Annotated in this window: 18 protein-coding genes and 1 pseudogene; 2 read left to right on the forward strand and 17 right to left on the reverse strand. The window is 51.3% G+C overall.

The window, feature by feature from the left end; translation table 11 throughout:
• Positions 1 to 70: 70 nt before the first annotated feature.
• The 8 genes and pseudogenes from F0Q32_RS06930 to F0Q32_RS06970 form a co-directional block, all read right to left on the reverse strand.
• Complete coding sequence (locus F0Q32_RS06930) at positions 71 to 1,348, reverse strand: DUF3150 domain-containing protein (protein WP_000170086.1); 1,278 nt, start codon at positions 1,346 to 1,348, stop codon at positions 71 to 73.
• A 199-nt stretch (positions 1,349 to 1,547) separates the two neighbouring features.
• Positions 1,548 to 2,558, reverse strand: coding sequence for a YqaJ viral recombinase family protein (locus F0Q32_RS06940; RefSeq protein WP_000706865.1), 1,011 nt, complete (start codon positions 2,556 to 2,558; stop codon positions 1,548 to 1,550).
• Between the two features lie 463 nt (positions 2,559 to 3,021).
• Positions 3,022 to 3,610 (reverse strand): annotated as a pseudogene (gene bet / locus F0Q32_RS26770) (phage recombination protein Bet); the annotation flags it as partial.
• Between the two features lie 94 nt (positions 3,611 to 3,704).
• Positions 3,705 to 4,235, reverse strand: coding sequence for a single-stranded DNA-binding protein (ssb, locus tag F0Q32_RS06950; RefSeq protein ID WP_000987165.1), 531 nt, complete (start codon positions 4,233 to 4,235; stop codon positions 3,705 to 3,707).
• Between the two features lie 60 nt (positions 4,236 to 4,295).
• Entirely contained in the window at positions 4,296 to 5,204 is a 909-nt protein-coding gene (locus F0Q32_RS06955; protein ID WP_000739139.1) for a hypothetical protein, read from the reverse strand.
• 10 nt (positions 5,205 to 5,214) lie between these two features.
• Entirely contained in the window at positions 5,215 to 6,183 is a 969-nt protein-coding gene (locus F0Q32_RS06960) for an AAA family ATPase (protein ID WP_000085162.1), read from the reverse strand.
• A gap of 219 nt (positions 6,184 to 6,402) precedes the next feature.
• Complete coding sequence (locus tag F0Q32_RS06965) at positions 6,403 to 6,588, reverse strand: hypothetical protein (RefSeq protein ID WP_001186917.1); 186 nt, start codon at positions 6,586 to 6,588, stop codon at positions 6,403 to 6,405.
• A gap of 303 nt (positions 6,589 to 6,891) precedes the next feature.
• Positions 6,892 to 7,212, reverse strand: a complete 321-nt coding sequence (locus tag F0Q32_RS06970) for a hypothetical protein (protein ID WP_000547566.1) — start codon at positions 7,210 to 7,212, stop codon at positions 6,892 to 6,894.
• Positions 7,213 to 7,505: 293 nt separating this feature from the next.
• On the opposite strand from F0Q32_RS06970, the gene F0Q32_RS06975 reads away from it, so the two are divergent.
• Positions 7,506 to 8,147, forward strand: a complete 642-nt coding sequence (locus tag F0Q32_RS06975; RefSeq protein WP_000796664.1) for a hypothetical protein — start codon at positions 7,506 to 7,508, stop codon at positions 8,145 to 8,147.
• A 122-nt stretch (positions 8,148 to 8,269) separates the two neighbouring features.
• Positions 8,270 to 9,130: a hypothetical protein gene (locus tag F0Q32_RS06980; protein ID WP_000709517.1), complete on the forward strand. Its 861-nt coding sequence runs from the start codon at positions 8,270 to 8,272 to the stop codon at positions 9,128 to 9,130.
• A gap of 38 nt (positions 9,131 to 9,168) precedes the next feature.
• Here the strand turns inward: F0Q32_RS06980 and traN are convergent, their stop codons facing one another.
• From traN to F0Q32_RS07025, 9 genes are all read right to left on the reverse strand, one after another.
• On the reverse strand, positions 9,169 to 11,967 hold the full coding sequence (traN, locus tag F0Q32_RS06985) for a conjugal transfer mating pair stabilization protein TraN (RefSeq protein ID WP_001256487.1): 2,799 nt from the start codon (positions 11,965 to 11,967) through the stop codon (positions 9,169 to 9,171).
• 51 nt (positions 11,968 to 12,018) lie between these two features.
• Positions 12,019 to 13,152 carry an ISAs1 family transposase gene (locus F0Q32_RS06990; RefSeq protein ID WP_149462503.1) on the reverse strand — a complete coding sequence of 378 codons (1,134 nt, stop codon included), beginning with the start codon at positions 13,150 to 13,152 and terminating at the stop codon, positions 12,019 to 12,021.
• Between the two features lie 174 nt (positions 13,153 to 13,326).
• Positions 13,327 to 14,334: a TraU family protein gene (locus tag F0Q32_RS06995; RefSeq protein ID WP_000983283.1), complete on the reverse strand. Its 1,008-nt coding sequence runs from the start codon at positions 14,332 to 14,334 to the stop codon at positions 13,327 to 13,329.
• Complete coding sequence (locus F0Q32_RS07000) at positions 14,331 to 15,002, reverse strand: EAL domain-containing protein (protein ID WP_001337754.1); 672 nt, start codon at positions 15,000 to 15,002, stop codon at positions 14,331 to 14,333. Before F0Q32_RS07000 ends, F0Q32_RS06995 begins: the two co-directional genes overlap by 4 nt.
• A complete protein-coding gene (locus F0Q32_RS07005; protein WP_000621288.1) occupies positions 14,999 to 16,264 on the reverse strand; it encodes a TrbC family F-type conjugative pilus assembly protein in 1,266 nt (421 codons plus the stop codon). The genes F0Q32_RS07000 and F0Q32_RS07005 overlap by 4 nt, the downstream gene beginning before the upstream one ends.
• On the reverse strand, positions 16,227 to 16,757 hold the full coding sequence (locus tag F0Q32_RS07010; protein WP_001010738.1) for a S26 family signal peptidase: 531 nt from the start codon (positions 16,755 to 16,757) through the stop codon (positions 16,227 to 16,229). Before F0Q32_RS07010 ends, F0Q32_RS07005 begins: the two co-directional genes overlap by 38 nt.
• A complete protein-coding gene (locus tag F0Q32_RS07015; RefSeq protein ID WP_000351984.1) occupies positions 16,754 to 17,071 on the reverse strand; it encodes a hypothetical protein in 318 nt (105 codons plus the stop codon). The genes F0Q32_RS07010 and F0Q32_RS07015 overlap by 4 nt, the downstream gene beginning before the upstream one ends.
• A gap of 14 nt (positions 17,072 to 17,085) precedes the next feature.
• The gene (traC, locus tag F0Q32_RS07020; RefSeq protein WP_000637386.1) at positions 17,086 to 19,533 is read right to left on the reverse strand and encodes a type IV secretion system protein TraC; all 2,448 of its coding nucleotides are present in this window, start codon (positions 19,531 to 19,533) and stop codon (positions 17,086 to 17,088) included.
• Entirely contained in the window at positions 19,530 to 20,237 is a 708-nt protein-coding gene (locus F0Q32_RS07025; protein ID WP_001259347.1) for a DsbC family protein, read from the reverse strand. The genes traC and F0Q32_RS07025 overlap by 4 nt, the downstream gene beginning before the upstream one ends.
• Between the last annotated feature and the right edge of the window lie 124 nt (positions 20,238 to 20,361).

Consider the following 20,361-nt stretch of genomic DNA (forward strand, 5'->3'; position numbering starts at 1 on the left):
TAGGGAAGGAGATAGTCCACCCCTGGAGGGAATGGCTATCCCCTCCGGGTCGGTTTAGTTGAAGTGACTATTAGAAGAAATAGTCGCCATCGTCGTCAGTTTTAGGCAGCTCCTGGTTGAGAGGCTCCTCTGTCGGCTCCTCTTGGACAGGCTCTTGCTCTACCGGAGTTTCCTCAGGCAAAACCGGCTCATCCTCAACATCAACGCGCTCTTCTCGAACCACATCACCGGCATTGGATTCATCTTCCGATTCACCCTCGCCTCGTTCTGCAAAACTCTTGAAGAAGTTGTCGATGTCTTCATCCAGGTCAACAGCGTTACCACCGCTGTTAGTCTGTTCTGATTGAACAGATTCAGTACCACCTACCTGTTGCTGCTTGGTTTCGCCACCCTCTGTTGCAGGGATAAGCTCACCGGCTTTATCGCTTTTCTGTTCGGCCTTTTCATCTTTAGAACGGTCCCCCATCTGGGCTCCCGAACCGCCAATGTCATTAGCCATGCCCTCTACAGTAATCGAGCCATTGGCATACTGCTCGATGCGGTCCCTCTCGCTCATGATCAGCACTGCGGCCACGACCTGATAAAAGAAAGGCGCAACGATGTTTCGGCCATCGGCATGTTGCTCGTATCCCCGGAGGGTTTGGTCGAGCAGCTTGACCAGAGGGTTAAAAGCGCTGTTCAGGAAGCTAAGCCCATCCACCTTGTCGCGGATGTTACGGAGTGTCTGCCGAGTAGTGACCGCACATTGGTCTCGACCGGCCAAACGTTCCATATAGAACTTATTCGCTTCCTGAACCACTTCGGAGATGAGATCGTCACCCAAGCGCTCAACCTTGCGGTTAAGGCGTTTGGCGTTGGCCTCATCTTCGTTCACAGGCTGGATCATGAACACCTGGTACTCAAAGCCAATCCGCTCCTCGACCGTTTCCTTTGGAAGGGCTCCGGCACGGATAGCTCGTTCATACTCAGGGTTCTCCTGACACCATTCATCCACGGCTTTGTTGTAACCTTTGATGAAATCCTGTTTCAGTTGGTTAAACTGAAAGTTTATGTCATTCAGCTTGTTACAGATTTCATCGGTCTTGCTGACGGGTACGGCAAATCCGTTCATGAACGGCATACCGAATTTCAGCAGGAGGCGACGAGTTTCTGTTTTCAGGCGATGAAAGCCTTTCAGCTTAGCCGGATCACAGATCTTCTTACTTCCCAGTTGAGCTACTTTCTCAGGTGGAATTTCACCACCCTCGCCCAGCTTGAGATCAGATGCAGACAAACGGGTTTGTCCACTCCAGATGTCAAAGTCTACGTGGATAACACAGAGGCTTTGTAGATGGTTCACTTTAGTCATGATGCACTCCAAAAAGTTGGGGGCGCACCACGTCCCGAACCGGGCGGATGCGCCCGGTTGGGCTAGTAAATTAACGTTAATTTGCTGTTTGTTTTTGGCGACCAGCTATCGCACTTTTCGCTCTCCGAAGAGAACAAAATCTTGCTTTCCGTTGGAGACTCCCAGAATCCCCAAGGGAAAGCGGGGGAAAATCCCCCACTCACCAGTAGAACGTCTCTACTTCTTCCGGCAAATCATCAAGAGGAGCAAGCACGTCCTCATCAACAATGTACCGTGGCTTCACAGAGCCAGTAACCGTTACACGGCACCGCTCTGATGACTTCTCTCTGTACTGGTCAACATCCTCAGGCTTCACGCCTGACGCCTTATCAGCCAACAGCTTTTTGTAGTCTACCCGGCCAGCCGCTTTGTATCTCGTTACCATCACACCGCAGTAGTCGGCATGGAAGTATTCCCCCATGAGGGACTTCATGGTGTCGAGATGAGGCTTTTGCCTTTCTTGAAGCTCAGACAGTCGCTGTTTCAGCTCCTGAATCTCAGCATCATAGAGGCGGTATTCCTCAGCAGCAGCAATCCAACGGTTGACCTCTTCACCTTGCGGTATGTACAGGTCTCTCTCTGGATCTTTGTCGGGCTCCTTCTTGTCTACTACCTGTTGCCAGAACTTTTTAGCCTCGGCCAAGATTTCTTGAATCATGGCTTCGTCTCGGAGTATTGGAAACTCCTGAATCTGACCTTCAAAGTAGAAGACTAACCAGCCTTGCTTGGCCCCCGTTACCAGGAGCTGGTGTTGCACCTGCGGGTAATAAAGCTGGTATGCCTTGCTGTTTGCTTTCTCAGCACAAACATCTTCCCAGACAGTCGCACTCGGGCTTTTCAGCTCGACGGGCTCCCCGTTATCTCTCAGGCCATCCAGGGAGGCCCTCATGAGCGGGTATTGAACCGATTCGACACAGGCGGGGAGCAGCATGTCATCATACTTCTCCTCGAAAGCGCGTCTTGCAGCATCTTCGTTTTCTATCCCCCGGCGAACCAGCGGATTAAGACTCAGATCGACTTCACGCGCATACCCAGTCTTCTCGGCCCACAGTCTCCATCGTGTTTTGTACGGAGACCGATTGAGCAGGATAGCGGCGTCAGTGGCTGTTACACCTTGACGCCGCCAATCAAGCCAATCTTCCTCTCGTTGCGATAGGTTGACTATTTTCATGGACCTCTCTCCAATGGTTAGGAGGGAGATCTCCCCCAGCGGGGGAGTCCCCCCCGTTGGGGTTAGTAGTAACTGCCTTCCGCGCCCTCCTCTTCTGTAACAGGGATCATGTCCTCGTCACTCAAAGGCGGCATTTCTTCGGCACCAGGTTCAGCATTTGCAGAACCACCAGCGGCGGACTCTTGCTCGTGCGCTTCCTGGTAGTCAGGTTTCGGAGGCTCCATTTGATCCATCTCCTTGTCACGAAGGAATTGAGTCGCATATTGCAGTTCCGAACCTTCATACCGTCCCTTCACATACTCATGCGCCGCAGACCATGCGTTTTCAGCAATGGCGCGATTTGCGAGTTTGGTTAGGATCGGGTCAAGCTCTTTGTGCTCAATAGCCAAAGGCTCTTGGCTTTGAACTTGAGATGGTGAAGGGAGATTGGCAATAGCCGGGTTAATGGCCGATGCCTGCTCCATTTCACGGATGCGTTCAGCTTCATCCTGGTCATAAATACCAGAGAAACCAAATGCGACACGAGAACACTGGATCAGCGACTTGTGCCGGAGTTGACGCTTGGTGTGCGTTTGCCAGGGGCCATCAACAGTGTAAGCACCATTGCGACCTTGACCCTGAAACGGTTCACGGTACACCTCATCAATGAACTCCTTGATGCGGATAGGGCGAGATCTGTCCTTACGGTAAATCACGCATTCAATCCACTCAGGGCAGTCAACTTTCGCCCCCTGCATTCTGACCATCTTGTCCGAATACACGAACTCGACGCCATCATACTGGGGATGCTCGTTGATGATGCGGCTCCAACCATCAACACCTACTACCGGAATGATCCCATTTTGCTTGTCAGGAAACGCATAGATTTCCCGAGTGAAAGGGTTCAAACCGTACTGTTCAGCCACGATCAGGAGCGTCATCATCTGCTCATCGGTCGGGGCACTTCCATCTCGCTGCTTGAATGCGGTCGCCTTCAAAGTTTCATAGAACTTTCGGGTGTCCACGCCAAACCGGCTTGCGATACGGGTTACAAGAGATTTGTTATCAGACATGGTGTTTCTCCAATTCACGAATGAACGGTTTGAGGACACCATGACCCCCTCGGGGCATGAGTGCCCCCGTGGGGTTTAGTAAGAGTTGGCGGTGTTACCCGCCAGCCAAGTGGTGCAGCCGCATGAACGGGATGTCATCATCCCAGCCATCAGGAGCGGGACCATAGCCTCCGCCCATACCACCTTGCGGTGCTGATTGCTGCACAGGAGCAGATTGCGTACCGGCTCCTGTACGTTGCCCTTTTTGGGGCGCTGCACGTTGAGAGTTGTCCTGAGGTGCATTTCCACGACCACCAAGCATCTGCATTTCAACGCAGTGTACTTCGGTGGTGTAGCGCTCGATTTGTTGGCTGTCAGTCCACTTCCGGGTGCGGTTGCTCCCTTCGAGATAGACTTGGGAGCCCTTTTTCAGGTACTCACCAGCGACTTCTGCCAAACGACCTTTAAGCACAATACGGTGCCACTCAGTATGCTCTCTTTGCTCGCCAGACTGCTTATCGCGCCACGTATCCGTTGTTGCAACGTTGAAGTTGGCAACGGCAGTTCCGCTTGGCATGTAGCGAATTTCCGGGTCAGAACCGAGATTACCGACCAGAATTACTTTGTTGACGCCTTTAGACATCATGACCTCCAAGTTATTTGGAGAGGGCCAACGCCCCTTTCGGGGAGCAAGCCCCCGTAAGGGTTAAAAAAAGTGATCCTCTTGTTCGGCGTCGATCTCTGCCAGGCGAATCAGCTCAGATACAAGGCCAAGCCTTTCTGCATCTGCTCTTACTTCGTCGTAGCTGAAACCAAACCGTTCAATGAGGGGTTTTAGTGAATCAAAACGCTCGTAGTCGAAGGTATCACCCTGTTCATCACAGAATGCCACCAGCGGCTTCTCTACGTTTGAAAAGTCATCCGCGAAACGCTGTTGCAGGTAAACCAACATCAGCAGGGGTTTGTGACCATGTTCCGGGCGGAGTTCACCAGCGCCTTCCAGCGTAGCTGGATGGATAGTGTTTTCGCCTAGTCCAGTGCTAACCCCAAGCTCATAACCGCTGTCAGTACGCATCAGCACACTGGGTAGCAAGTCATTTGAGCCTTCGCTCCGAGCAACCTCAAAGCCGATTAAACCGGCTCCTTTGGCAAAAACCCCAGCAACAAAACCTTTGAAGAGGTTTATGTCACCTGGAGGTAACTCAGAGGGCGGAGATAACAGCCAGTTGAGAGATCCCAAGCTGGCTGTTTGTCCGGCTGAAACATTCCCCCCTTCCAGCACCGTCTGTGTCTCTGCGTTTACCAGCACCTCATCCAGAAAGGTGTACCCCTGGCTGAGAAACTGTGACACATACTGGCTTTCTTTGTCCTTGTAGGACATTGGGATCGTGTCTGGGCCGTTAGCTTCAAAAGGTCCTTCGAGCTTTGTCTCAGACCAATTTTCAGCTTTCCCATCAGTGACGGTTCGGCGTAGCTCGACCATCGTGAATTGGCCTGGCTCCGAGGAGCTGGGCTCCCGGAGCAACTTGTAGCCAATGAAGACTTCTATTGTGGTTTCGTCATTGCCCCACTCTTTAGCAGTGTAACGACGGCACAAACAGTCATTTTTCTTCATGCGTCACCCCTTAGCGCCATTGGTCCCCGAACACATCCTTCGCAACACGCAGGATGGCTTCACGCTCCTCTTTGGCCGCACGGATAAGCAGAGCTTGATCCAGGGCGTATTCAAGAGCATTTGGGGCACCACGGAACGCTAGAGACAGTTTCGCCCAACGCACCAACGTCCGAGTGGACATGGTGACGCTGATCTGACCATCTTCACCGTTTTCGCCAAGAAACAGTTTGCGGACCTGATTAGCAATCCGAACCATTCCCTTCCGCACATTTTCCGGAAGTTTCGGAGTAACACGGCCAAGAATGCTGAGTTCAGCTTCCTCATCCGCATACCCTACTTTGGTGAAACGATAGCGATCCATAGCTGCGAGGTTCTGCATCATCACCCCCTGGTACAAACCAGAAGCATCACCGGACCCCGTAGAGTTACCAGTAACGACCACACGAAACATCGGGTGCGGCTTGATGATTTCCCCGCCATTCTGAGCGATCACAAGGGGACGCCCTTCAAGGACATCGTTGAGACCAGCCAGCTCGGCAGGGTCGGCCAAATCCACCTCGTTGATGAGGAGCAGATGACCTTCACGCATAGCGACTGCCAGAGGTCCATACATGAACTTCATGACAGGTGGTTGACCAGGCTTTTCCGCGACCAGAGCGTGATGTCCAATCAGATCTGTCAGCTCCATCCGCCCGTGGGCAGTGATTTGCTGAACAGGCCAGTTGAGACGACCAGCGATCTCGGTGATACCTGAGGTTTTGCCAGACCCGGTAGGGCCGGTTACGAACAATGCGTCACCGCCAGGCTCTTTGAGATAGGCCAAGACCTCTCGCAGAAACTCTTTGCGGAAAACGTAGTTGGTATCAGTGGCAGGGATGAAAGGGTTTGAACCGTCAGCGTAGCCGATGGCCGTTACCTTCTCCGGAATGCTGGGCATACCGAAAACCTTGCTTACTGAGAATTGAGAGTATTGAGACATAGGTGCGCTCCTATTGTGACAGGCGCACCACGTCCCGAACCGGGCGGATGCGCCCGGTTGGGCTAGTAAATTAACGTTAATTTGCTGTTTGTTTTTGGCGACCAGCTATCGCACTTTTCGCTCTCCGAAGAGAACAAAATCTGCTTACTGATGGTATTCACCATGAGTAAGAAGACTTTTAAGGAGCGAGGAGAGTAGCCTCTCCTGGAGGCCACTCCCTCAATGGACGAACATCACCACATCGTCGTTTTGACCAATGACCCCGGTTTCTTTGGCCCACTTCACTGCTTCACTGTGCGCCTGGTAGGAGCTGGAATACAGTTTCGGATCAAATTTCACCTCGCGTCCATCAGCCAGATAGATGATGCCTGCGTGATCGTCGTAAACATGAAGATTCTGTTGCATTCGACATTCCCCCTGTAGCTTGTCGTCAAAGCCAACTGACACCAGAAGACTTTGAGGACAAGCCACAGAGGCTTGACCAGAAAGAGAGGGGTTGCCCCCTCCCTTTGCGTTGACTATCAGCAGTAACCGAACGATTCAGCGATTCTCACGAAAGGACGAGAGATTGCCCAACCAGTAGGGATACACAAAGCGATGATAGCGATTTCCATGATGTTGCTCCTAAGCAAAAAGGGGCAACATCCCCGTCGGGGTATGGTTGCCCCGATGGGTTTGAAAGTGTCGAAGATTACTCAGCGACAGTTATTACCAAACAAGTTCCTTGCCCTTACGAAGGTAAGTCGGGATTTCGAGATAATCCCAGTCAGGTTCTTGTTTAGCGACTTCTTGAACTTGAGTTACCTCAGGTTCAACGACTGCTTTGGCTTGTTCAGCCTTGGCAGCACGTTCTTTGATGACGGCCTGTACAGACCGCATTGCAGGAACTGCGAATTTGTTCCAAAGGAACAAACCGATACGCTGGAACACTTTAGCGAGAACGATGAAGGAAAAAGCAAATGCCTTCGCGCCTACGTACAGTGCGCCCAGAGATGCAAGCAGAACTACAATGAAAGTGATGATGTGCATGGTGTTGCTCCTATGTAAAAAAACAGGGGCAACACCCGAAAACCGGGAGAAGCCCCCGGCTTGGGGTTAAGTAATGCCATACGGCATAAGACTAGATGCTGTTTGTTTTCGGAGACCAGCTATCTCACCTATAGCCGCAGAGCGACTAAGATGATTCAAATATAGCTCACCTTTGCTAAACAGAAAACGCTGTAACTGTCCATTTTGGGCACTTCGAGAGGTCAGGTTACAGATTGACCGCATTTATCCTTTCCAGTGCGTTTATCTGTACCTCAAATTTAGGAGTATCTCTAATGGCAGAAGCACAAGTAGCACTGGACACAAACAACGACCGCAGCAACCACTACTCTCGCCCTGTTTTCAAGCAAGTTCTGAAAGTAAACAGCCTCCAAGCTCAGCGCGTCATGGAACGCAGCTTTGAGCGAGTTTCCAACTCCCTGTTCTCCATCGACGTGATCCTTCGCATCATCGGTGAGCAGGACGAAATCGACCAGGTTGAAACCGTCATCCTGGAACACATTTCCAAGGTCTCCGAAGACCTGGACAAAGCTACCGCCCAGCTCAACAAGCTGATGGAAGACAACGGCATCGACATGATGCCCGGCTACACCAACCCGAATGAATACACCATCGAGATCAACTCTCCTCAGGTTGCTCAGTTTGCACACCTGATCCGCAAACTGGATACCCTGATGGGGATCGTTGACACTCTCTGGCTGAACACCGTACTGACCAGCAAGCAGCGCACCGACGCCACTTACCAATGGCAGCAACGCCTCATCAAGCTGGCCGGTCGAATCATCGGCATCGAGAAACGGGCTCGCATTTCCGCCCACAGCAAAGGCAAAGAAGGTGAAGTGGCCGAAGCCGCTCCGGAATCTGCAACCGGCGACAAGGAAATCGCAGACGAAGCCGAGAAAACAAAAGCAGCATAACCCAGCCCAAACCTTTGCCCCTCGCCCGAGGGGCTTTTTTTTGTCTTTTATGGTTGCATTTTTTGATGCTGTGATATTATCGAAGTAAATCAGATTCAACTCAGGTAAGAACGGAGAACAACATGAAAAAGGCTTTAATCACCACCGTGGCTCTGGCTGTAGCAGCTCTATCTGGCTGTGCATCCACCAGCAGTTACGAACCCACAGCGTACAAAACCAATCACAGTCGCGCTTACAACATCGCGGAGGCCGGTGGCCTGGTAACAGGCATCCAAGACGCTTCTGTTCCGCGTGACAAGCTGGAGCGTCTGACCGACACCAAAACGTTTGGGGCAGCCTACGTGCTGTCTGGCTACATGTCCCCTCAGCTCGGAATGACCGACTGGCAAGGTGGCTTGGTCAACCTTGCGAACTGGGCTATCGGCCCCAAACAGCATGGCGCTCGCAATAGCTTGATCGCTTGGATGCCTGCTAACGAAGCAGTTTCACCGGCAGACGCTCAGGCCAAATTTCTTTCACATGTGAAAGTTTCCATTGAGTCAGCGCTGACTGATTTGGGTGCCAATTTCACGCTTCTGTATGACAAAGATGGTCGCCTAACCTATCAGTTCTACAAGAATGAATGGGGTTGCCCGACGTGGGTGAACGGACAAAGTAAGGTAGCTGACATGTGTTCCGTTAAGGTGAAAATCGTGGAGCCTCGCCTAGGGTCAGCTCCTAATTTTGTCTCTGGCGTTCAAGGTACAGCGTATGCCTTCACATCAGGCCATGAGACCGCATACAACTTTGTGAATGTCGGTAATGGGGCAGCAAGCCATGCTCCTCAGCAAGCGATCTACGCAGCTATTAGCAAACAGCTACCAGCTTGGGCCTACCTCTACCTTGCTCCAAAATCGGTTGAGCTGGATAATGGCGAAAAAGTTGCTTTCCCTTACCTTCTTGATCAGGGAAAAGCAGAGTTATTTGTTTACCCAGAAGCGTAATCAATCTACATGAGAAAGGGGCCGAAAGGCCCCTTTTTTTATCCACCACCACCAGTTGGCGCGCCTGTTTGAGGGTCTATGCTGTTTGTCGCCTCTTTTCGCTTCGCGTCAATATCAATCCCTTCCAACCGCTCCAACGCCCTTTCCTGAGCATTCTTCCGCGTCCCGTCAATATTGAAGTCATTCCCTGCTCCAGTCAGCGAGTCGAGATTTATTGAGGCCGGATCAGGGAATTTACCGTTCTGCTGTAATATCCCAAGCCACTCATCCAAATTAATTTTGCTCCAATCAATTTCGGCAATTTTATCTAGTGGAATCCCTTCACACTGAGGATTTTTGGGGTCTCCAAAGTTCTGCCCCAATTGAGGGCGAACCTGTTCTTGTATAATACGAGAGAGCGGAGAATTGAAGCAGCAATACGCTTCTCTTTTTTCAATACAAGCGCCCAACACCTTAGATTTACAATAAGAGCCTACATAGGTGCAATTCTTGAGCGCTCTTTTGGCGTTCATAGTGAACTCTTCTTCCTCGCACTTATAAATCATCTGGATCATCACCATCGCAACGACATAGACGGTATATATCGTCATGGCAGTGCTAAGCCATGTTGTCGCAGTCTCCATCATTGCTTCGGCAGCTTGTTCAGATGCTGCGGCAGCCGCCTGCTCTGTTGCTGCATCTTGGCCTGCTGATTTCATGACATCCATCATCACTTCTTTGACTTGCTCTTTGAGCTGGTCAATGAGTTGATCAACAAACTGCTCTACAGGCTGGAAGAACGAATCAACAGCACCTGAAACGTTCTCTATATAACTTGTGAACGGTTTTGTGACTTCTGTCCACCCTTGAAGGGCAGGTTCCCTAAGTACCTGATAAGCACCTTTAAGCGCATTACCATCAGTCAGCCCCATCACTGCGCCATCGAGCTTTGGAACGGCCATTATTAGGTTCAGATAATCGGCAAGAGATATATTGGTTGGCTTTTCACAGCAATCAGAAACTCCCCCAACAGCTATCTTGCATTCGCCAGCTTCCCCTGCAAAAGCAGAGCAAATAACGTTTTCATCCCCGGTAGGATTGTCATCCCCATCTTGGCCTGTGCAGCTCATATCCTGCGTCATGAATTGGGCTGCATTGAGCAACGCAGTAGCGCGAGCAAAATCAGTGCTTTGTGTTTTGGTCAAATCAAGGCAGTCATCTCCCATGCAGCGTATAGGCCCACCGCACTGGTACTCAGTTTCCTTTTCCAAGGTCGGAACAGAAACATCTGTACCACAGTCATAAGTATCCTCGTGGACGTAGCACGTACCAGAACTTCCCTGAGCACCATCAACACATTTGGAACTGATGAAGCCGCACTGAGGGTTTTCTTCATATTTCTGACAGCTATCGAGATTCCCGCCCGTGTTTACCGGACAGTGCGTTTCACCTTGAGGGTCTGTCCAGCAGTCCATTTGCCCCTTATAAAAGTCATAGTCAGCTTTAACTCGAACCTTTTTGCATAGTTTTGGAATACCAGGCAAAGGTGACGGCTTGAGTTGAGATTCGCAAACTTTGATCCCATTGATGACTGTGCAGCCCGTAGCATCAGTCGGGTCATCTATACATGTGATCTCGCCTTCCGCAAAACCATCTACAACCCCTTTGGCTGAATCCATGCAGCTCTGTGGAGCCCACTCATCCTTGGTAATGGCTTTTGATGGGTCATAGCGTAGCTTTATGCGGCCAAAACCCTCACCTGCGCCAGTTACTGAAACGCGGATCTTAAACGTAACAACATCACCATCTTTCACATTCTTGAAATAGGGAGTGACATCAATATTAGGGTTTCGCTCCCAACTTGTTGACAATTCACATCGGCCAGCCGTTTCTGGAGGGAAATTGCCGTCAGGGCCGGACCATACTTTAGTTTCCTGACCTGATTTACCAACCCAAACTTGCATGTAGTCATCCCACTTGGCGTACTCAAGAGTTGCAGACACTATGGCGTCTGGATTACTGACTTGGACCCGCGTGTATTCCTCATAAATCGAACAGTTGCCACTCCAGTAGTCGTTACCAACTCGGCCAATCCACAACTCAGTACAGCCTTCTCCACAAGATTTGAGGTTATATGGACCATCATAGTGCTTCACCACAGAGGCATCGTAGTCATGGACAACCTCACAGTCCGCGCTTTGATCTACAACACGCTGACACCGTTCATACTCTGGAATGTGGGCGTTGATAGTATTCTGATTGATGGTTGTTTCGGCAGAACAATCCCCAAAGCCACCTGCGATGAGGTCCATATCCTCATAGGTCTTTTTGCTTAGATTTAGTACAGGGTCATTACTGAAATCAGGGCGTGATCGATTAGAGGCATCGAGAAGAACCTTGTATGCCGCACCAGAGATTGATGGATTAGCACTATTGGCATCACTCCACAGCGACCCTTTTGCATTATTCCCCACGCTGTCCATGTCATCGCCAGAGTCGTAAATGCCTTGCAGACCGCCCACATCAGGTTTATTGGCATCAGGGAAGTAATAACTATCAGGTTTATTGTTGGTCCCGCTCGTTCCGGGGAATAGATCATTGACATTAATCTGACTCCCCCCGTTCATTTGGAATTGACCGTCTTTCAACGTCGGCATAGAGATTGTGCCATCTTGCACAGTCCCCGAGCTCGACTTGAATGAGTTTGAGAGGTTTTGTCCGAAAGCCTGGGCCTCTTTACCCACCGCTGTGATGTCCTGGTCTTGGCTACCGTTAGCGTAGGAATGTATCGGCAGCGCAGACATGGTTACTGTCAACAGCGAGGCCACAGCTTTCATAAAGTAATTATGACTTCGCATTGTGTTCTCCATTTCAACCTTCCCATGCTATCTGAGAAGACCAGGGCGGGATTATACTTTTTGCGAGCAATTCGCATCTGTCGTCACGCCAAAAAACATCTCCATTCGAAAATCATCACTCCAGCAAGCGCATTTGATTTTTCGCCGCTTGCTGATTGACTTCGGATGATGCTGCGCCATGTTCAGCGCAATGCGACGAAACAGGGCAAACACCTCTGCTGCCTCCCTGTCACCAATCCGGCTCAGGTCTTCCCGATAGGTCACATCCAGTACCCAGTGCTGTTTGTTCTCGATGTGCCAATGCTGGCGTACTGCCTTGGCGGCTTGCTCCGGCTCTATCGCCAACGAGCTGACGTAGTATTGGGTGTCTAACGTGACCTTGCCTTTTTGACCGCGACTGCGCTCCACGGCGATAAGGCTTGTTATGCCGGGCCAAGCCAGTTTCTGTTCAGCGGGGAGTTCTGCGGTTAACTGAAAGACTGTTCGCTCCTCCTGGCGGCCATGACCCTGCTCTTGCGTGCAGTGTTGCGCCAACCCTTCACCATCGTGCTCCCACCAGGGCTGGAACTGACTACGGATTGCCGCCAGTAAGCCGGGCTGGTTTTCCTTTACCTGAACGACAAAGTCAGCCCCACGGGCGGTCAGTCGCTGCAAGGTTTCTTTCTGACAGTGCAGGGCATCCATGGTCACGATGGCATCTTTAATATCAAGGCAATCAATCAGCTGTCTTACTGTCTCGATTTCCCCGCCTTTGTGTTGAGTGGCCTTCTGGCAGAGCACCAGACCCTCACCGGTATCAAACGCCGTCACCAGATGCAGGCAATTATCGGACCCGTGTTGGTTGACTGCCCCTCGTATGGTCTTGCCATCGATGGCAATGATAGACTGACCAGCGGCTTGGCGACGGGCATTGACCCAGGTAAACAAGGCGTGTACCAGCGGTTCGATAGCGATGCCTCTGATGATGCGGGCAATCGAGTGACGGGTTGGGATGGCGCCGGCAAAAGGTCGGTACTTGCGCAACCAATCGAGCTTGTTAGTACCGAAATCCTCGATCTCCTGCCAGCCTTCGCAACCGGAAACGACAGCGGCCATTACCAGAAACATGATATCGACCAGATCATGTTGACGATTGACAGAACTGCGCGGGTCTTCGATGAGCGATAAGTGGGCGAAGAAGTCCATAACGGGTGGCTCCAATAAGATGAGAACACCCGATCAGATCGCTGAAAAATCAGAAAGTTCCATTAAATCTCAGGGTATGATCCCGCCCTGCTGAGAAGACAAGGGCCACCTGTACGTGTAGTGGCCCTTTTGGGGCATAATCTAAAATGCCCGTGCAAATTCGTTAGGGTCTGCTCAATTGTTACAGCAATCATTCCATCGCCAGATGGTGTAAATAGGGTCTTGCCCAATTGCCGGTATAGTTCGCGCCAGACCCCACGTAAGAGTGGATTCGCCAATTACGTGAGATGAGTTTGTCTCTGGAACCGGATGCAATAGCGTGAATTTGTACTGCGTTTTGGGTAGTGTTGGGCTAATAACACCTCTACACATAGCCTCAGAACCCATTGTCTTCCACGCTAACCCCCGGCGATGCAAAGCAGCCAGAACCCTTGTGCTAAGAAGACTGCTATCGCGGATAACACCTTTTCCACCATTCTGGTTGCCACTAAATGGATACAGGGTGCCCCATGAACCAGCACACCAGAAAAGCTGTTTTAAAGGTTTTCCAGCGGTTGATGAGACAGCATCAGCAGTACACGCAGCCGCCGCAATTGGGTTTGCTACTGCCGCCGCCTCTGGATTGGTAAAAAAAGCGAGCTCATCATTGTTCCAGGTCGGGTCGAGCTCCGACATGTACATGATGTCGAGATCCATATACCCATCAGCATTACAGGTCTGCTTAATAAATAAATCGAGCATCACCAACAGAGGAAACGCATAGTAGTGATAGTGCATAAAAGAACCATCACCACCATCCATGTCTCCCATGCCATGATGCCCTTGGTTAGTCCTATCAAACGGGAACCTGACACCATTCAAGACAGATGAGCAGCCAGGCACTCTCTGAAATTCAACAAGCCGTGCTGGCTCCCACATAGAAGTGGTGACTCCAGGCCGAGGGACCCCTAGATTATCCTCGCACATACACAGAGGGTTGCTTACGGCTTCACTCGGGAATGATCCGCCTCCACCACTTATAGGAACCCCTGCTACTTTGATGGGAAAAATACAGCTCCAGCAGATGTCAGTAATCAGTTTTCCGCCGATTACTTCCGCATTCTGGCACCCAGGGTCAGCCGATACCGAACGAACCCAAAAGACCGCGCTAACGGCAATGACCCGTAGAATTTTTTGCATCATGGTAAGGCCTTTACGTAATTCAAGTGTTTCTCCATGACAGCAGGCTTCCCGTGATAGAAACCTTGTTGCCATGACAGTCCAAGTAATTTGGCGCTCTCCCCCAATGGGAAGCTCTCCACCTGCTCAGCAATGAGCTGTATGCCTTTTCGGCGGCAGTGGAGGATGGCCGAGTAGTCTTCAAGCGACCGCAGTCTTCTCGCGTCAAACTTGCAATAGTGCCAGTCATAACGACTCAGGCGCTCCAGCGAAGAGTTTTTGTCTCCATAGTCATCCAGCGCCAGCTCAACCCCTATTTCGGTAAGAGCCTCCCATCTCAATGCGAGAGAGGCATCCTGAATGCCCTCGGTAATCTCGATGACAAGCCGTGATGAGTGATTCTTAGCAATGTCGCGGACAACCCTCCACCACGCTTTGAAAATGACGTCTGATTGCAAAGTATGTTCAGAGACATTCAGAAAAAGAGCTGGGTACAGATCCAAGCAATAATGAAGGTTGTCCTGAATGAACCGTGCCATCTCCATATCCACCAGCCCCCAATAAGGAGGTGATGACAGAGAGGATGGTGTAAGAACCCGGCCTTCGTCGTACCAACGAGCCAGTACCTCAGCAGCGACAAACGAACCTGTGCCGACGTCTTTAATTGGTTGGAAAGCCGGGGCAAAAATCATTCACCGCCCTCCTCAGCAAGTTCGCGGACAACAAACTTCTTGCCTCTGGCAGTAATGACGCTCGGTGTGTGCTCCAGCTCGAACCGGGTAATCAGATCTGGCGTCAGCAGATATACCGGCGCGTCAAAGTTGTCGGTGACACTCTTGTAGGAATCCCAGCCTTTGTCTTTGTCGAACTCTGTGGCGATATAGGTAATCCGTTGTACGCCAGGTTCCTGCTTAATTTCAGGCAGCTTCTTGGCGAGCAGCTCCATTTGCTTTTTGTCCAGCGGGTCGAAAACTACGACCGCTTGGGTAAATGGCCGCGTTCCAGGCTTGCAAACTTCCTTCGGATCGCACAATGGGTTGATCACGTCACCCGCGTGAGCGAACACAGTGCCATCCGGAGTGCTGATGTCACTGGTGATCATGACGCTAGGGTCAATTTCTCGTGTTCGAGATTTTGGCGCTCTGGGCAGCTCATTGAAATTCTGCTTGGTCCAGAAGCGCTCTATAGCCTGTTTCTTCTTCTCTTCCCAGTCGATATTGGCAAGGCGTTTCTTGGCAACATCAATAAGGTCTGGCTCACTGATTTTCTCCACCGGCCCCTTAACGCCGAGATCGCCTTTTTCTCCGTTATCCACTTCCCGAGCCAACCATACCGGGTCGGACAACCCGGAGACCTGGGCGACGACGTTTGGTTGTTCGCCAGGCAGCGGCTCATCCTCCAGCATCACAATCGTGGGAACGGCTGTGATGTTGTACGTTTTGAACAACGTAGGGTTGATGATGATGTTCGGCACTGGGTCTTTTTTGGCCGCGAGCGCCTGAATAGCTTTAACTCCCTGCCCCAAGTTCATTCCTTCCGGGATGCCACGGAACACAATTACAGAATCAGGCTGGCCTGACACCGCCGTTAGGACGTCATCTAACCCCTGTTCGCCAAGAGACAACGAGGCGAAAACCAGTATCCGATGGTCAGAGTAGATACCCTTTTCAGCCTGTTTCCGGTGCATCTCCTTGAGCGTTGGGTTAGTAGTTTGGAGCTGCTTGAAAAATGCCTTGGCTTCGGCCTGAGCCTCGTCCATGTGTTGGTTTTGCAACAGAGATGGCATTTCCATCTTCTGGGCCTTTTGGGCAATTTGCTTTCCTTTCTCAATAAGCGCCTTATCCTGCTCTGTGAGCGGAGACTCTTGAGCGTATGCCCCGCCAGCCACAGAGAATATCAACGCCACCAGAACGCTCTTAGAACAGGGGATATGCGCGGCCAATGATCTGATCATTTTTCACAGTCCCCCAGTAACGTGAGTCGAAGCTGAATGGGCTTTTGCCCATAAACCAGTAGTTATTCTCTTTCAGCGTGGTCTTGCCGTAAAAGTGGCTCTCTGGCAGATGTAGTTTCCCTGCGAGCTGGAGCCCCTCTCCGACGACATCACCATTGACGGTGATCTTCCACTTATCGTTGATCTCGACTTTATCCCCCGGCATACCGGTGAGGATTTTGACCATGCGAGTCCCGTCCTTGTAGAAAGGCTGCATGTTCTTGGCTTGGAAGGCGTAAACAGCTCCCCTCTCCAGAGTTTGGTCGTTCAGATCAATGAGGAAGAAGGTGTAACCCGGCAGGCACTTCTCCTGTTGTGGATCAATGCCAATACGGTAGCGGCTGGCAAAGGCCGCACCAGCAGCCCAAAGAACCAGTAGTGTCACACCGGCCTTAACCCCGAAGCGCTTCCAGGATTCCTTTTTGACGAAATACTTCTTGAGTGGAAAATTCATTTCAGCACCTCATCAGGGAGGTACACGTCACTTGGAGCACCGACGACAGCACTTGCGTCAAGGACCAAATAACCTGCGTCTTTCAACTTCAAAATTGCGTCATTGGTCTTGACCATCAGTCTTTCAACTTCCTCCTGAGAGGCACCAGCGGGATACGCCGACGCCACTTTAGCGAAGTCAACCACGACCACTGGCGGGGTTTGATTCAAACGCTGATGGATGCTTGCCGTTTGTTCGCTCATCACGTAGTAGCTACCGCCGAAGCCACCAGCGGCACCGAGAATGGCGGCGATTGCGATTGATTTAATGTCCATTACTGTCTCCCTGGTTATGCAGCCTGCTGACGGCTTCGCATCACGGCCTTGATTGCCTCAGGAATGCTCATGCCTTGTTTCACAAACTGGTCGATGGCGTTAACGTCCACCGGATCGGTCGAATAAAGCAGCTTCTGGAAGTCGCCCACTATCAAGCGTCCGACGCCCATGCCGCTCTTCGATTTGATAAAGATTTCTGAGTACACGCCCTGGATGGTGTGTACCGTCTTGAGGGTGTGGAACCCGCCCTCTGAAAGGGTCAGACGACCGCTACGTTTAACAGATTCCACGGTTTCTTCGGTTTGGCCGAGCAAGTACATGCTGGCCGAGTTCTCCGCGATGGCGCGGCCCACTGCGTTCTCATAGAGGTCGTTGATGGACTGCGTTGCAATGACAACGGAGCCACCGTACTTACGGAATTTGCGGTAGGCATGTTCCATGAAGACCGAGACCTCGCCCTCTTTGAGCAGGTCCCAGGCCTCATCCACGATGACGACTTTCTTGCGGTTACGTTCACCCAGGAATACTTCTTGCTGGATCTGGTAAATAAGCTGGAGCAGTACAACCTGACGCAAGTGCTTACGCCCTTGCAGTTCATCGAGCTCCAGTACAGTGAACTGGTTCTGGAAGCTGACGTTGTTCTTGCGAGAGAAGTATTTCCCGTAGCTACCTTTCGACGTAAAGGCGTAGAGCTGCTGACCAATATCCTTGAGGCGCTGGTCGTTTTCTTCTTCCAGACAGCGCTCAGCGATGTCGTCAACCTTCATCTCTTTACCTTTCTCTTCCCACAGGCGAGAAAGGACCTGTTTCAGCGCAGAGATTTGCCATTCATCCAGCAAGCCTTTGGCCGACGCCATTGCACAAACGAGGCTGACAATCGCGTCTTCTTCGTCCTCGTAGTTCTGTATGAGCTCGAACGGGTTGAGGCAGACGTGCGTTCCTTCTTCAAAGTGAACGAAGTCGCCATTGAGCATTTCCGACAGCTTCTGGTAGGACTTACCGGCATCAATAACCCAGACCTGAGCACCCTCGGACAAGTAGGAAAAAATCAGTTCGTTGGTAAGGAACGATTTACCCGAGCCGGATTCGGCTGCGATCACCAGGTTTTTGTTGGTATTACTGTCGTGAAGAGACAGACTCATGAGCTGGCCGTTGCGGGAAATCAGCGCTGCATGATAGGTCCCGGTCCCCTTCCATTCCCCAAACACCGGCAGGACCACAGCCGCCTGCTCGGTTGTCATGGTCTTGTAGCGGAATAGGTCTCGCACTGCATCCCGGTCTGTACAGAATGGCAGGCAGTTGAGGAACATCGGCAGAGCAACGAACTTATCCTCCATCAGCTCGAACCGAGATTCACGCCAGATGTTTCGTGCGGCCATCGCCGCCGCTTCAACACGTTCTTTGGTTGGAGCAAATAAAACCACCGAGTAGGTGATCTTGACTGGCTTAGCCCCCTCTTTCATGGACTCATAGAGAGTGTCGAAGCTCTCCTTTTTGTCCGCCAGCACCGGCACGAATTTGAGCATCGGCCCGTAGGCTTGGTTTACAGTGAACTGGCGTTTGCGCTCCAGAGTGTTTTTCGTGCTTTCTGCCTCAGGGAAAAACACATTGGTCACAACCATGTAGTTTTCTTTGATGCTGGAGTTGCCGCCGCTGAGATCCCCGGCATAGGTCAACGCATCACCAAAGTAGAAAACGTCAGGCAGCTTTTTCGCTGACATGACTTTCGCGTGGTAGTCCCCCAGCCTGATGCCGTTCTTGCTGACTTCCACATCAGTGCCGTAATCGAAGATTTGCTCGCAGATGGGCTTATCCATCTCCCAATCCACAGAGTCATGTCGCCATGAAGCATCCGGCCCCCAATTCAGGATGGTGCTCATGATCCGGATGTAGTTCACCGCCGTCATTGTGCGGGGACGCAGACCAACGGTTTGAAGCGATGATTCGACCTTCGTGCGAAGCTGTGCGAGCTGCTGGAGTTCGCTTTCAGTCGGGTTATTGTTCTTGATGGGGACTTTGCACGTAACGAACAGCTTGAGGTCTTGGATCAAGCCATTGTCGTAGATACCTTTGTTGGTCTTGGCAAATATGCGTTCTGTCGTGTGGTGCTGGAGGAAGTTAATCCGTTCCTTGATGACAGATGTCAGCAGCTCGTGACGGAAGCCATCACGCAACCCCATCATCCGGTACATCTCCTGATTGATGTCCGGGGAGCGGAACAGAACAAACTGGAGCGTAGTCTTCGACGGGAACTCCTGATTCAGGAAACCGTTCATTCGCTCCTGAACTTTTTCATCGGCACCACACAGGGGCTCACACATGAAACCAAAGCCTGCACTGTGGTCATCCATAAGGAAGACATGATCGTCTTCGTCATAGGCCAGGACAGGAATAATCCCGGCAGCTCGCAAGTGCTCCGGGATCAACGTTTCTTCGAGTTTCTTTTTGATGGTTACGATCATTCAACACTCTCCAACCATGATTTCAGGTTCTTCGGACGTCCTTTGCTGACACGACCATCCGGAGCAACCACGAACGGAACGCCCTCAATCCCAATGAAATGAGCTGTCAGCAGCGTTTGATCGTATTGGCCGGGGTCGCAGGTTTCTTTTGAAGGAAGGGAACCCAAGGTGTTGTTCATCAGCGCATCGAGCGCGTGGGTTTTGTCTTTCGCGCAGTACAAGTTCTTTGCCAAGCGGTTGGACTCAGCACCCAGAGCAGGAATCACGATAAATTTAAAGGTGTAATCATCCACCAGCGATTTGGCATCACCCATGAGCTGATGGCAAACCGCGCATCTAGGATCGACAAAGACCACCACCTCTTTGTCACCACGCCCCATCGAAACGGTGTTCAGCGTGTCCACATCCATGCCCATGCTCTTGAAGTGGATACGCTCCGCTACATCCCTCATTTGGGACATCGTGTTGAGGGGCTTCTTGCTCCACAGGTCGTAGATTTGTCCTGAAATAACAAATCGCCCGTTTTCAGAGAGGAACATGATCTGCCCATCACTTTGGACGGCTCGAACCCCTTTGATGGGTAGCTCTACGATGTCCTCTATCTTCGCCGCTCTGGGATCGGTGATTTCCAATTTCGATGACGCATGAGCCGTGCCGGTAATAATCCCGAACACCATCAGCGCCCCGAGTAATTTTGTCCGCATGTCTATCCCCTAAGATTGGATTACTGGATGCTGGGCAGTGTATCCGGGGGAGGGAAATAGACTCGCCTCTGTAATAGCCCAATTTGGACAATTCCAGCGCGATACAAAAAAAAGCCCGGTCTGA

Source organism: Pseudocitrobacter sp. 73 (genome assembly GCF_008369545.1).
GTDB lineage: Bacteria > Pseudomonadota > Gammaproteobacteria > Enterobacterales > Enterobacteriaceae > Pseudocitrobacter > Pseudocitrobacter vendiensis.